This is a genomic window from Flavobacterium ginsenosidimutans (genome assembly GCF_037478105.1).
Taxonomy (GTDB): domain Bacteria; phylum Bacteroidota; class Bacteroidia; order Flavobacteriales; family Flavobacteriaceae; genus Flavobacterium; species Flavobacterium ginsenosidimutans.
Map to the genome: position 1 here is coordinate 1,049,107 of NZ_CP147988.1, position 14,987 is coordinate 1,064,093.

Genomic DNA, 14,987 nt, shown 5'->3' on the forward strand with positions numbered 1-14,987 from the left:
TAATAAGAACTTTTAAGAAAAATTCGCGTTTTACGTTTTCCCGTAAACTTATACAATTTCTACTATTTATATTTGATCAACTAATCAAGAAAAAACCAAAGATAAACAACCAATTTATGGAAATCCCTAACCAAGATTCTTTAGAAATTTCAAACCAAATTTATAATTATGCCGCAGACTTAATGTTAAATGAGCAAAAATCAGCTTCTGAAACAAAAAACGTATTGATCGCACTCGGATTAAGTTCTGAAAATGCAACACTTGTTGTTGAAAATATAGAAGATCAAATACAAGAAGCACACAACTCAAAGGCCAGAAAAGATATGATTTATGGCGCATTATGGTTTGCTGGTGGAACTATTTTAACCCTTTCAAATATTGGATTCATTTTTTGGGGCGCAATATTATTTGGAGGCATTCAGTTTTTTAGAGGTCTAATAAATTTAAATTCTTAATTTTAAGATTAGAATTAAAAACAATCGTATGACTTGGGATCCGAAAAAGTACAATGAATTTAAAACTGAACGTTCTAAACCTTTTGATGATCTTACAAGTCATATTATTGATAAACCAAATCTAAAAGTTATCGATTTAGGCTGCGGAACAGGCGAATTAACTAAAAAATTATTCGACATACTTACCAATCCGACCGTTCTTGGTATTGATAATTCATCAGAAATGCTGGCAAAAGCGCCAAGTCAAGAGAATCTTAAATTTAGAGAAAAACCTATTTTGGAACAAGTTAAAGATGATGTTAAATGGGATTTAATTTTCTCCAATGCAGCATTGCAATGGATTGATAATCATTATGAACTTTTTCCGAAAATTATTTCCCGTATTAATCCTGGAGGACAACTTGCTGTTCAAATGCCTCAGCAAAATGAAAATATTTTAAACAAAATACTTTTTCAATTAGTTCAAGAAGAGCCTTACGCTTCTTATCTTAAAAATTGGACGCGCCCTTCTCCTGTACTGACTTTGGATGAATATGCTAAAATTCTTTTCGAAAATGGCGGTAAAGATTTAGTTCTTTACGAGAAAGTATATCCTTTAATTTCGACTAAAAAAGATGAATTTTTTGATTTTATTTCCGGCTCAGCTTTAACGGTTTATCAAGAGCGCTTAAAAGAAAAAGAATTTGAAGAATTAGCAACTGAATTCAAAAAGAGAATAGACACTTATTTTCCTAATGTCCCATCAATCTATGCCTTCAGAAGATTGCTTATTTATGCTAAATTTTAATTTTTAAAACAGCTTTTATTCTACGACTTTCTTTTAAAAAAACAAATTCTAAAAACTTTTAAATACTTAAACAAAAAGATTGTTTTTTCGTTTTGTTTAAATGAATATGTTTTTGATTTTTTACAACTAAAAATTGAATAATGGAAGAGTAATTCTAAATAACGAAATGATTCATCTCCTCAAAATAAAACCATCAAAATACTGATTAACAAATAATTAATAAAAATAATTATTTACAGAATATTTTTATTATTAGAATATAATTTTTAGAAAAAGCATAAGATAAATTTTACTATATTTGAAAGAACCAATCTAATCGTATTTATAAATGGCAAATTATATTAACAAGTGTTTAATGTAAAATATTGAAATTCTCTCCCCAAAAGATTATTTGTATTTACAAAAAATACGCAAAAAGGCACTTTATTATTAACCTACTAATTTTAAGTTTATGTCTAAGTTGCAAGCATTAAAAAACTTTCGGTTCCCAAATGTTTTCATTCTTATTTTAATAGTTTTTATTTCATGCGCATTGTTAATCTGCATCAATTTTTTTACCATTAAAATCTTATCTGCTAACAGAGCTTATGTAAATGGAGAATCCCATTATTCTAAAGGACAAAAAGATGCATCGTTGCATCTTATCAACTACCTCTATACTAAAAATCCAACTCAATGGAAATTGTATTTAGAAGAGTTAAAAGTTCCTCAAGGAGATGGTACTGCAAGGATTACGCTTTTAAAGGCTGGAGATAATGAAATTGCCCGAAAAGGGCTTTTAATTGGCCGAAATCACCAAGAAGATTTAAATGATATTATTTGGCTTTTTGACAATTTCAAGCAGGTTTCATTTTTATCAAAAGCTATAGATGAATGGGGAAAAGGCGATAAATTGATCTTTAAATTATTCGTTATTGGCCAGCAGATTAATGCAAAAATCGAACGCAATCTTTTGACCGTTGAAGATCAGAAAAATTATTTAAAACAAATTAGTTTGATAAGTGATCGACTAACAGTAAATGAGCGTAATTTTTCGAACACATTGGGAGAAGGAACAAGAAAAATAAAAGATTTATTAATTATCACAAATGTCTTTTTTATTTTAATTATAATCTGCAGTGTTTGCCTTTATTATTCTATAATGGTAAAAAGATTATTGGTTTCAAAAAAAGAAACCGAAGTAAAAAATGAGAATCTTATTATTGTAAATCGTGAATTGGATCGATTTGTTTATAGCGCATCACATGATTTAAGATCTCCAATCACTTCACTAAAAGGGCTCATTGAAATAACAGCATTAGAGGATGATGTACAGCAAGTTCGAAATTATCTACAGATGATGCATCAAAGTCTTGCCCGACAAGATCAGTTCATTAGCGATATTATTGATTATTCTAAAAACAAAAGAAAAGAAATAATCATGGAACCTGTAAGTTTAAAAGAGCTGTTTAACGAAGCCATTTTACAATTAATGCACATTGAAAATGCCAACAAAATTAAATTTACACAAGAGTTATTAGTGGATCAAATTGAAAGCGATGGACTGCGCTTAAAAATAATCATCAATAATTTGATTTCCAACGCTATAAAATACTCAGATTGCAGCAAGCAAGAAATGTTTATTACGATCAAAACTTACTTTAGCGAAGGCTTAAATAAAATTGAAATATCTGATAACGGAATCGGAATTCATGAAGAACATAAAGCCAATATTTTTGACATGTACTTTGGAACAAACAAAAATAAAGGATCTGGATTAGGATTATACATTGTAAAAGAAGCTGTAGAAAATATTAAAGGAGATATCTCTGTTTTCTCAGAAAGCAAAATTGGAAGTAAATTTATAGTAACAATACCAAATTCGTATGCAGGAGTATAAACCTCAATTTGTAATTATAGAAGACAATTTAATTGACCAATTTATCACTAAGAAGCTACTTAAAAAAGGTCTTGATGTAAATCCTCTTTACATAGCCAATAATGGCAAAGAAGGAATTGATTGGCTGCTTAAAAATCCAAATCACAATTCGCTGGTTATTTTTTTAGACATTCAAATGCCTATTATGAACGGATTTGAGTTTTTGGATGAATTTTCCAGACTGCCAGAAGATATAAAGGAAAAAATTAGAATTTATGTTCTTTCTTCGACTTTAGATATTGACGAAATCAAAAAGGCTAAAGAGAACAAATATGTATCTGATTTTTGGAACAAGCCGTTCCGTTTAGATACTCTAAAAAGTACTTTTCTATAAAAAATACTAATTTAAAACGCGGTTTACTTGAGAAAAAGCTCTTGTATAGTACGGTTCTTTCGTTGAAGAAATCATTACCCCGCCGTGAGTAGAAGAGTGTACAAATTTAATTTCGCCATCAGAAACCTCTACAATCATTCCAACATGATTAATGTGTCTTCTTCCGTTTGTTCTAAAGAAAATTAAATCTCCTTTTTGAGCTTCGTCAGTACTAACTTTTGTTCCTATGCGCGACTGTTCTATGGAACTTCTAGGCAGTTTAATATCGAAATTGTTAAAAGTACAAATCATTAAACCTGAACAGTCAAAACCTGCTTTTGTTGTTCCTCCCGATCGGTATCTAATTCCAATATTTCCTGTTGCATTGGCAATAAGCTGATCTATTAAGTCTGAATTAGTTCCTGTCCTGACAAAAGTAGAATCTCTTTTTATTTCTGGAGTAGTTTCAGCAATTTGACTTGAAGGGGAAGAAACATTTGATTCCTGTAAAGTTTTTTCTGCTTGAATTGCATCTGCTTTTTCTTTTGGAACACGTATTGTTAAAAGAAATCCAACTGGCATTTTCTTTTTTATTGATGGATTCTGACGCACCAGTTCAGCCACCGTAATTCCATATTCTTTAGAAATACCATATTTGGTTTCTTTCGATTTAACTTCTCTATAAAGTTCCACCTCTGTTGAAACGATTTCCGTGGCATTTTCAGCTGGTTTTTCATTAACTGCAACAATACCTGAAGGAATAACAATTTGCTGTCCGATTTTCAATCCTTCTGTTTCTAGTTGAGGATTCGCTTTTTTTAAATCTTCTACAGAAACATTATATTTTTTTGAAATACCCCACAAAGTTTCTTTTGATGCTACTTCATGAGTTCCAGGTATATTATTGGACGGAGCATTATTTACTGCAACTTCGACATTTTTAGTTTTTGTCTTTGCAGTGCTTTTATTTTTATTAGGAATTAAAAGAGTTGAGTTAAGTTTAAGGATTTTCGGAGCATTTGGATTTGCATCTGCAATGTCTTTTACTTTCACTCCATATTTTTTAGCAATAACAGAAAGGTTCTCTCCTTGCGAAATTTTGTGCTTAATAAAATTATCCTGCGCAAAAGCCCCAAAACTAAAAAAAAACAATACTATTATTAACCTATAAACCATATTTCTTGAATTACATTTTTATTACTATTTCAAGAGCTCAAAACATTAATTTTTAAACTCGAAAAAATCATTTTTATTACGTGCATGGCGAATTTAACTTTTTAAAGTAAAAAAACCTCGATTTTTAGCAACAAATTTTTGTCAAAACCTCAAATTTAAACGTTAGTTAATACCCAAAAATTCTTTTTAACTGAATTTCAAAACGTTACAAATTTATAATATTTTTCTTATAATTAAAGAAATAACAAATAAAAAACGCCCTGTTTTTACAGAGCGTTTAATTTATAATCGAAACTTAAAAAATTTAAGCTTTTCCTGCAGCAATTAAGTTTAATGCAGAACCTGCAACAAACCAACCAATTTGTCCTTCGTTGTAAGTATGGTTTGCTAAGACAATATCTTTAGAACCATCTGCGTGAACAAATTCTAATGTCAATGGTTTGCCTGGAGCAAATTCTGTTAAATCTAAGAAGTTGATTGTATCATCTTCTTGGATTTTATCATAATCTGCTTCGTTTGCAAATGTCAATCCTAAAAGACCTTGCTTTTTAAGATTTGTTTCGTGAATACGAGCAAAAGATTTTACCAATACTGCTTTAACACCCAAGAAACGAGGTTCCATAGCCGCATGTTCACGAGAAGAACCTTCTCCGTAGTTATGATCTCCAACTACGATAGATGGAACTCCAGCTGCTTTGTAAGCACGTGCAACTGCTGGTACAGCATCATACTGTCCTGTTAATTGATTTTTAACTGAGTTCGTTTTTTGATTGTATGCATTTACAGCACCAATCAGCATATTATTAGAAATATTATCTAAATGTCCACGGAAACGCAACCAAGGTCCAGCCATAGAAATATGATCAGTTGTACATTTTCCAAATGCTTTGATCAATAGTTTTGCGCCAGTAATATTTTTACCATCCCAAGCATCAAAAGGAGCCAATAATTGCAAACGCTCAGAAGTTGGATTAACCACTACTGCAACACCAGATCCATCCTCAGCAGGAGCCTGGAATCCTGGATCTTCTGCGTAGAAACCTTTAGCCGGAAGTTCATCTCCTGTTGGAGCGTCTAGCATAACTTCTTCTCCATCTTCATTAATCAGCTTATCTGTTAATGGATTAAAACCTAAATCACCCGCAATTGCCATTGCAGTTACTAATTCTGGAGAACCCACAAAAGCAAGTGTATTTGGATTACCATCTGCACGTTTTGAAAAGTTACGGTTAAAAGAGTGAACGATTGTATTTCTTTCTTCTTTTTCTGCTCCTTCTCTATCCCACATACCAATACATGGTCCGCAGGCATTAGCAAAAACGGTTGCTCCAATTTTATGGAATGTATCGATAAATCCATCTCTTTCGATAGTTGAACGAACTACCTCAGAACCTGGAGTAATTGTAAATTCCGCTTTTGTTTTTAAGTTCTTAGCGGCAACTTGCCTTGCTAAAGAAGCTGCACGCGAAATATCTTCGTAAGAAGAGTTTGTACAAGAACCAATTAATCCAACCTGAATTTGCAATGGCCAATTGTTTTTAATAGCTTCTTCTTTCATTTTAGAAATCGGAGTAGCTAAATCTGGCGTAAAAGGACCGTTTAAATGTGGTTCTAATGTAGATAAGTTGATTTCGATAACTTGATCAAAATATTTTTCTGGATTTGCATATACTTCTGGATCTCCAGTAAGGTAAGAAGCTACTTTATCTGCTGCATCAGCAACATCTGCTCTATTTGTAGAACGCAAGTAACGGCTCATAGAATCATCGTAACCAAAAGTTGAAGTTGTTGCTCCAATTTCAGCTCCCATATTACAGATTGTTCCTTTACCCGTACAAGACATTGCAGTTGCACCTTCTCCAAAATATTCTACAATTGCCCCTGTACCACCTTTTACAGTCAAAATACCAGCCACTTTAAGAATAACATCTTTTGGAGCTGTCCAGCCAGATAATTTACCAGTTAATTTAACTCCAATTAATTTAGGAAATTTAAGTTCCCAAGCCATACCAGACATTACATCTACGGCATCTGCTCCACCAACACCAATAGCCACCATTCCCAAACCACCTGCATTTACAGTGTGAGAATCGGTACCAATCATCATTCCTCCTGGGAAAGCATAATTTTCAAGTACTACTTGGTGAATAATTCCAGCTCCTGGCTTCCAAAACCCGATTCCGTATTTATTAGAAACAGAAGATAAGAAGTCGAAAACTTCATTACTTTGTGTTTTTGCTCTAGCTAAATCAGTTGCAGCATCAATTTTTGCTTGAATCAAGTGATCACAGTGAACAGTTGTAGGAACTGCCACTTTAGATTTTCCTGCATGCATAAACTGCAATAACGCCATTTGTGCTGTAGCATCTTGACAAGCAACACGGTCTGGTGCAAAGTCAACATAATCAACTCCTCTTCCAAACGCCTTCGTTGGATTTCCATCCCAAAGGTGATTGTATAAAATTTTCTCTGTTAAAGTAAGCGGACGACCAACAATCTCACGCGCTTTATCAACACGTGCAGGCATATTTTCGTACACTTTTTTAATCATTTCGATATCAAAAGCCATAGATTTTTTGTTTTTATTATTCTTTTTTGAACATGACAAGTTACAAAAAATAGAACAATTATTACTAAAAAAGCCCGAGTTTTACGACTCGGGCTTTTAAAATATTCTTAAATAATCTTTCGATTACATAACTAATTGTTTATTAGAAGGAGCGAACTTAGTTAAGTTGATTCCGTCTACCGCTGCAGTGTATTCTGCCATAGTTGGAGTTCTACCTAAAATCGTAGAAAGAACTACAACTGGCGTAGAAGAAAGCAATGATTCTCCTTTTTTACCTTCTTTATCTTCTACAACTCTTCCTTGGAAAAGACGAGTCGAAGTTGCCATTACAGTATCTCCTTTAGCTGCTTTCTCTTGGTTACCCATACAAAGATTACAACCCGGACGCTCTAAGTACAACATGTTTTCATATTCAGTACGAGCCGCACCTTTAGGAGCATTATCGTCAAATTCGAAACCTGAATATTTCTGCAATACTTCCCAGTCACCTTCAGCTTTCAATTCATCAACGATGTTGTAAGTAGGAGGAGCAACTACAAGAGGAGCATTAAATTCAACTTTTCCTGTTTGCGCTTCAACGTTTTTCAACATTTGAGCAAGGATTTTCATATCTCCTTTGTGAACCATACAAGATCCGATAAATCCAAGATCTACTTTTTTCTCTCCACCGTAGAAAGATAACGGTCTAATAGTATCGTGAGTATATCGTTTAGAAACATCAACGTTATTTACGTCTGGGTCAGCAATCATTGGCTCAGCAATCTGATCTAAATCAACTACAACTTCAGCATAATATTTAGCATTTGAATCTGGAGTTAAAGCTGGTTTCTCTGCCGATTTAATTTCAGCAATTCTCTTATCAGCTTTGTTGATCAATCCTTGAAGAACGTGTTTCTCGTTATCCATTCCTTTGTCGATCATGATTTGGATTCTGCCTTTTGCAATTTCCAATGATTCGATCAAAGTATCATCTTCAGAAATACAGATAGAAGCTTTTGCCTTCATTTCAGCAGTCCAGTCAGTAAATGTAAACGCTTGGTCAGCAGTTAATGTTCCAATGTGAACTTCAATAATTCTACCTTGGAAAACATTTTCTCCTCCAAATTGATGAAGCATTTGCGCTTGAGTAGCATGAACCACATCACGGAAATCCATGTACCCTTTCATATCTCCTTTGAAAGTAACTTTTACAGATTCTGGAATTGGCATTGAAGCCTCTCCAGTAGCCAATGCAAGAGCAACAGTTCCTGAGTCAGCACCAAAAGCAACACCTTTTGACATTCTTGTATGAGAGTCACCACCAATAATGATAGCCCACTCATCGATAGTAATATCGTTAAGTACTTTGTGGATTACGTCTGTCATTGAATGATAAACTCCTTTCGGGTCACGAGCTGTGATTAAACCGAAATCGTTCATGAATTTCATCAATTTAGGAATGTTTGCTTGCGCTTTTTTATCCCAAACCGAAGCAGTGTGACAACCAGATTGGTAAGCACCATCAACAATTGGCGAAATTACTGTAGCAGCCATAGATTCTAATTCCTGAGCAGTCATAAGACCTGTAGTATCTTGAGAACCTACGATATTAACTTCAACACGAACGTCAGAACCAGCATGTAATACTTTACCTGGCGCAATACCAACCGCATTTTTGTTAAAGATTTTCTCTACTGCAGTAAGACCTTGTCCTTCATGAGAAACCTCTTTTGATGGAGCGTATACAAGCGGAGCTTCAACATTTAAAACTTTCGCCGCTAATGTTTGAAGTTTTTTACCAAATACGATAGCGTAAGAACCACCCGCTTTGATAAATTCCATTTTTTGAGGAGTAAATGCTTTAGAAATATCAATCAATTCCTGATCGCCATTATAAAGCTTTTTCTCTTTAATATTTATAGTAAGAACCGTTCCTGTAGCAACAGAATATGCTTGCTCTAAAATTGGCTCATCATTTTCATTACGAATAACATTACCTTCTGCATCAACTTTCTTTACCCAGTTTTTAAGGTCTAAACCAATACCACCAGTAACATCAACTGTTGTTAAGAAAATTGGAGAAATCCCGTTTGTTCCTCCAACAATTGGAGCGATATTAACAAATGGAATATATGGACTTGCTTGTTTTCCTGTCCAAAGCGCAACGTTGTTTACACCTGACATTCTAGAAGAACCAACTCCCATTGTTCCTTTTTCAGCGATTAGCATGACGCTTTTATCTGGGTGTTGTGCTTGTAATGCTTTAATTTCTTGTTGTGCCTGAGGAGTAATCATGCACTGACCATGAAGTTCACGATCTGAACGAGAGTGAGCTTGATTTCCTGGAGAAAGTAAGTCTGTAGAGATATCCCCTTCACCAGCAATAAAAGTAACTACCTTAACTTCGTCTGCTACGGCTGGAAGTTTTGTAAAAAACTCAGCTTGAGCATAACTTTCAAGGATTTCTTTTGCAATTGCATTATCATTTTTGAACGCCTCTACTAAACGATCTGTGTCTGCTTCGTAAAGGAAAACTTGTGTCTTTAGTACTTTCGCCGCTTCTTTTGCGATAGCAGCATCATTACCTAAAGCTAAATCAAGTAAAACTTCGATTGATGGCCCACCTTTCATGTGTGAAAGCAACTCAAAAGCAAAAGCTGGAGTGATTTCTTTTACTACTGATTGACCAAGAATAATTTCTTTTAAAAACTTTGCTTTTTCGCCTGCAGCATTTGTAGTACCAGGTAAAGTATTGTAAATAAAAAACTTAAGAGAGTCTTCGCGATTTGCGTTATCAACATCTTTAATTTGAGCAATGATTTCGCTTAATAATTCAGCTCCATCAATTGGTTTAGGGTGTAACCCTTGATTTTTTCTTTCTTCAATTTCTTGAATGTAATCCTGATAAATATTCATAATAAAAGCGGATTTATTTTTTTGTTGCAAATTTAAGCATTAATGCCGATAATTAAAAAAAATATAATAGAACTCCCCTTTTCAAAAATTATTATTGCTAAAAAACGATTTTCACTGCTTGTTTTTGCTAAAATCTTAATTTTGAATTGAAAAAATGAATTATTGATATTTTAATATCTTTTCTTTAACAAAGTCGAAATTTAATGTGATGAAGGAAGTGAGATTTTACATCGTTTTTAGCAAAGAATCTTTCTAAATTAGAATTTATAACGTTATAGTAACCCTTTTTGAGATCGTTTTGACATTTTTACCAATCTCAAAATTTTACGAAAATGTCAAAATTAATTATGCATAAAAAACAAAAAATCCTGATAGTGAATTATCAGGATTTCTATATCTATTTTAAAAAAAATTACATCAGCTTTTTAATAATAACTTCTTCGGTTATTCCTTCTGCATCAGCTTTATAATTTTTAATAATTCTGTGTCTTAAGATTCCAGTTGCAACTGCTTTAACATCTTCAATATCTGGAGAAAATTTTCCATTGAAAGCGGCGTGTGCTTTTGCTGCTAAAATTAAGTTTTGCGAAGCTCTTGGTCCTGCTCCCCAATCTAAATAGTTTTTCACAAAATCGTTTGTCAATGCATTATCTGGACGTGTTTTACTTACTAAAGTAACTGCATATTCAATAACGTTATCAGCAACAGGAATTCTACGAATTAAATGCTGGAAATCTATAATTTCCTGAGCATTAAACAATGGATTAATTACTGTTTTAACATCAGAAGTTGTTCTTTTTACCACTTGTACTTCTTCTTCAAAAGTTGGGTATTCTAGTTTTATAGCAAACATAAAACGGTCCAGTTGCGCTTCTGGTAACGGATAAGTTCCTTCTTGTTCAATTGGGTTTTGAGTTGCTAAAACAAAATAAGGCAAATCTAATTTATGATGCTGACCTGCAATAGTCACCGATCTTTCTTGCATTGCCTCTAATAAAGCTGCCTGCGTTTTTGGTGGTGTTCTATTGATCTCATCTGCTAAAATAATATTAGAGAAAATTGGACCTTTAATAAACTTAAAATTTCTATTTTCATCTAAGATCTCACTTCCTAAAATATCAGAAGGCATTAAATCTGGTGTAAACTGAATTCTTTTAAAATCTAAACCTAAGGCTTGAGACAAAGTATTAATCATTAAGGTTTTTGCCAAACCTGGAACCCCTATTAAAAGTGCGTGTCCTCCAGAAAATATACAAAGTAAAATTTGATCTACAACGGCGTCTTGCCCTACAATGATCTTCGCTATTTCTTTTTTTAATTCGTTTCTTTTTTGAACTAAATTATGAATTGCTGTTACGTCAGACATTTATGAATGTATTTAAAATTAAAAAGAGTTAGTTCTACGAATTCATAAAACTAACTCTTTTTATTTATTTAATAAAAATTATTTTTTCAACCAGTTATTTGCAAAAGAACAGTCTTTGTACTCTCCAATGATTTTGATATAGGTATCTTTAATCTTATTATCAAACCATTTTGCAATTGCATTGATTTGTTTTTCTTTTAATGCTAATTCTTTAATTTTTGTATAATCTTTAGCATAATCAGCTGTGTGCTCGTCAATTCTATTTGTAACAGTAATCAACTTATACGTTTTTTTATTTTTATCATCTGTATTTAAAAGTGGCTGAGAAACCTCGTCTCCTTTTAAATTTGAAACTTGACTATATAAAGTCGGATCCATTTTTGTCAACTCAAAACGAGTATCTTGTGTTGTTGGATTCACTAAAGTACCTCCATTTGCTCTTGTCTCTTTTTCATCAGATTCTGTTCTAGCAGCTTCAGAAAATGTCAGTTCCTTATTAATAATCTTATTTCTGATATTAGTAATTCTTTCTTTTGCTTCTTTTAAAGCTGCTTCTGAAACCGTTGGCGAAATTAAAATATGACGAAGTTCTACTTCTTGTCCTTTAATTTTTTCAACCATTATAATATGGAATCCATAAATCGTTTCAAAAGGTTGTGAAATTTCTCCCGCTTGTAAACTAAAAGCAACATCTTTAAATTCTTTTACAAAAGGAGTTTTTCTGGTCATTTTATAGTAACCTCCATTTGGGGCAGATCCAGGATCTTGAGAATACAAAACGGCTTTAGTAGCAAAACTTGAACCTTCAAGAACATCTTGTCTTATAGCATTCAATCTATCAATAACTTTCTGTTTGTCTTCTTTAGAAATTTTTGGTTCTACAACGATTTGAGCAACTTCCATTTCAGCACCAAATGTTGGCAATTCATCTTTTGGGATTTTCTTAAAGAAATTACGAACTTCTTCTGGAGTAATCTCAACATCTTTAATGATTTTATCTCTCATTTCAGAAGCTAATTTTTGCTCTTTTAAGATGTCGGCAAAATAAGTTTTAAATTCTTCTACAGAACTTTTTTTGTAGTATTCAACTACTTTATTAATATCACCAACCTGCTGAATCATATAATTCAGACGATCATCCATCATACCTCTAACTTCGGCATCACTAACAATGATACTATCTTGAATAGCTTGGTGAGCATATAATTTATCCTCTAATAATTTACCAAGCATTTGACATCTTGTGATATCTTTTGTACTACCGCCAGAAGCTGCGATTTCCAAAAATCCTTTATCAATATCAGAATCTAAAACGATATAATCTCCAACTGTAGCGATAATTCCGTCAATTTTCAACTTCCCACCAGTGGGAGCTTCAACAGGTTTTTGAGCAACAACATCTGGAATTATTTCTTGTGCTGTAATAACTGGAGCAAAAAAAAGAAAAAAACAAATTGTTAGTACAAACTTGTAATCAATTGTTTTTAGCTGTAATTTTTTTAATAACATTATTTTAAAATTTTATTTTAATGTAAGTCTGTTTTAGATAATCCCCTTAAATCATCAACGTTTTCTGAATACCTCCATAAAACATAAATAATTAAAGTATAGTTCTTTCGTAACTTATAACGAACAAAAATAACAATTCAATTACATAATACAACTATCCGCTTTACTATTAACAAAAAATTATAGGATCGTTCTCTTTTAACAGCAAAAAATCCTCTTTTTGATTTTTATAAATCAATGAAAAACAATTTCATACACGATTTTTACTTTTTAGATTTTTTGCAACAAATAAAAACCTAATTATTAGCACTATAAAAAAAGTTCTCAACACTACAACGTTTTCGTAACAAACTATTTTCTTACAAAATAAAATTAAATCAAAAAAATTCTACTTTAGATGCGTAATTATTAATTTATAAGGTCAAAAAATAACAATATTTATTTTAAAACCCTAAAATTTAATAATTACAAAACTTACTATTTAACTTAACCACATCTATTATGAAAAAACCTATTGCAAAATTGTGCATAATTATGGTACTTGGTGGATTGCTTTATTCGTGTTCACAAAATGAAACGAACGAAGTCGATTCTAAAGCTGAAAGTCAAAAATTTAAGATTATTGATGTTACGCATCACGACGGAAAACCTTTCAGTACTGGCACTTCAAGTTCTTTAACTGGAAAATATGTAGACAATCCCGGCGGCGGCGTTATGATGCAGGCTTTTTACTGGGACGTTCCTGCTGGAGGAACTTGGTGGAATACTGTAAGCAGTAAAGTAACAGCTTGGGGAAATGCCGGAATTGGTTCGATATGGCTTCCGCCCGCATCAAAAGCTCAAAATGGTGCCTTTTCTATGGGATATGATCCAACAGATTATTTTGATTTTGGAGATTACAATCAAAATGGAAGTACCGAAACTCGATTTGGGTCTAAAACTGAATTGGTAAGCTTAATTACAGCCGCTCATAATGAAAACATTAAGGTTTACGCAGATATTGTAATCAATCACAATAGTGGCGGACAATCTGAAGCTAATCCTTTTACTGGAACAAATACTTGGACAAACTTTACTGGAATTGCTTCTGGAAAATTTCCTCGCAACTATAATGATTTTTATAAAAATAGCTACGGAAATAATGACGAAGGATCTTTTGGAGGTTTTCCAGATTTATGCCACGCTGCGCCAAATGTTCAAAACTGGCTTTGGCTAAGAGCAGATGGTGTTGGAAAATATTATAAAAACACTATGAAATTTGACGGATGGAGATTTGATTACGTAAAAGGCTTTGCTCCTTGGGTTGTACATGACTGGAATGCAAATGTAGGCGGATTTTCTGTTGGAGAATATTGGGATTCTAACGTAAATACATTGGAATGGTGGGCTAACAATGCAAACAGTTCTGTTTTTGATTTTGCTTGCTATTATAAAATGAATGATGCTTTTGATGGAAACAATCTTGCTCTTTTGAATGATGATATGATGTGGAAACGTAATCCGTACAAAGCCGTTACTTTCGTAACTAACCACGATACAGACGAAATTTGGAGCAAATTATTAGCTTATTCATACATTTTAACTCATGAAGGTTATCCTACTATTTTTTACAGAGACTACGAAGAATGGTTAGATAAAAACAAACTGAATAATCTAATCTGGATTCACAATAATAAAGCTACAGGAACAACTTCTATCTTATATTCTGATAATGACGAATATGTTGCGAGAAGAAATGGTTACAACGGAAATCCAGGTTTAGTAGTTTATATCAATAATTCAGATGTTTGGCAGGAAAGATGGATTCAGACCAATTGGGCGAATACTCAAATTAAAGATTTCACAGGAAACTCTACTTGGTATCCAACTACTCAGGCTGACAAATGGGTAAAAATACAATGTCCTCCAAAAGGGTATTCAATTTGGTCAATTAATCAGTAATTTTAAAAATGACTATTTAAGGCTGTTGCAAAACAGCCTTATTTTTTTCTAAAAAAGC

Annotated in this window: 10 protein-coding genes; 5 read left to right on the forward strand and 5 right to left on the reverse strand. The window is 32.8% G+C overall.

Features of this window, described 5'->3' with window-relative positions; genetic code table 11:
- Window positions 1-116 precede the first annotated feature (116 nt).
- From V6624_RS04730 to V6624_RS04745, 4 genes are all read left to right on the forward strand, one after another.
- A complete protein-coding gene (locus V6624_RS04730) occupies window positions 117-455 on the forward strand; it encodes a hypothetical protein (protein ID WP_111283372.1) in 339 nt (112 codons plus the stop codon).
- Window positions 456-483: 28 nt separating this feature from the next.
- Window positions 484-1,242 carry a methyltransferase domain-containing protein gene (locus tag V6624_RS04735; RefSeq protein WP_338841064.1) on the forward strand — a complete coding sequence of 253 codons (759 nt, stop codon included), beginning with the start codon at window positions 484-486 and terminating at the stop codon, window positions 1,240-1,242.
- Between the two features lie 451 nt (window positions 1,243-1,693).
- Entirely contained in the window at window positions 1,694-3,121 is a 1,428-nt protein-coding gene (locus V6624_RS04740) for a sensor histidine kinase (protein WP_111283370.1), read from the forward strand.
- Window positions 3,108-3,494 (forward strand): response regulator, encoded by a 387-nt coding sequence (locus tag V6624_RS04745; protein ID WP_338841065.1) that lies wholly within the window; start codon window positions 3,108-3,110, stop codon window positions 3,492-3,494. Before V6624_RS04740 ends, V6624_RS04745 begins: the two co-directional genes overlap by 14 nt.
- Before the next feature lie 6 nt (window positions 3,495-3,500).
- Here the strand turns inward: V6624_RS04745 and V6624_RS04750 are convergent, their stop codons facing one another.
- The 5 genes from V6624_RS04750 to V6624_RS04770 all read right to left on the reverse strand — a co-directional run bounded on the left by V6624_RS04750 (window position 3,501) and on the right by V6624_RS04770 (window position 12,988).
- Complete coding sequence (locus tag V6624_RS04750; RefSeq protein ID WP_338841066.1) at window positions 3,501-4,526, reverse strand: NlpC/P60 family protein; 1,026 nt, start codon at window positions 4,524-4,526, stop codon at window positions 3,501-3,503.
- Window positions 4,527-4,953: 427 nt separating this feature from the next.
- Window positions 4,954-7,218, reverse strand: a complete 2,265-nt coding sequence (locus tag V6624_RS04755; protein WP_111283414.1) for an aconitate hydratase — start codon at window positions 7,216-7,218, stop codon at window positions 4,954-4,956.
- A 123-nt stretch (window positions 7,219-7,341) separates the two neighbouring features.
- Window positions 7,342-10,113, reverse strand: a complete 2,772-nt coding sequence (locus tag V6624_RS04760) for a bifunctional aconitate hydratase 2/2-methylisocitrate dehydratase (RefSeq protein WP_338841067.1) — start codon at window positions 10,111-10,113, stop codon at window positions 7,342-7,344.
- 412 nt (window positions 10,114-10,525) lie between these two features.
- Entirely contained in the window at window positions 10,526-11,479 is a 954-nt protein-coding gene (locus tag V6624_RS04765) for an AAA family ATPase (protein WP_111283361.1), read from the reverse strand.
- Window positions 11,480-11,557: 78 nt separating this feature from the next.
- Window positions 11,558-12,988 carry a peptidylprolyl isomerase gene (locus V6624_RS04770; RefSeq protein WP_111283359.1) on the reverse strand — a complete coding sequence of 477 codons (1,431 nt, stop codon included), beginning with the start codon at window positions 12,986-12,988 and terminating at the stop codon, window positions 11,558-11,560.
- 501 nt (window positions 12,989-13,489) lie between these two features.
- Here V6624_RS04770 and V6624_RS04775 point away from each other — a divergent pair.
- Window positions 13,490-14,929 carry an alpha-amylase gene (locus V6624_RS04775; RefSeq protein ID WP_338841068.1) on the forward strand — a complete coding sequence of 480 codons (1,440 nt, stop codon included), beginning with the start codon at window positions 13,490-13,492 and terminating at the stop codon, window positions 14,927-14,929.
- The last annotated feature ends 58 nt before the right edge of the window (window positions 14,930-14,987 follow it).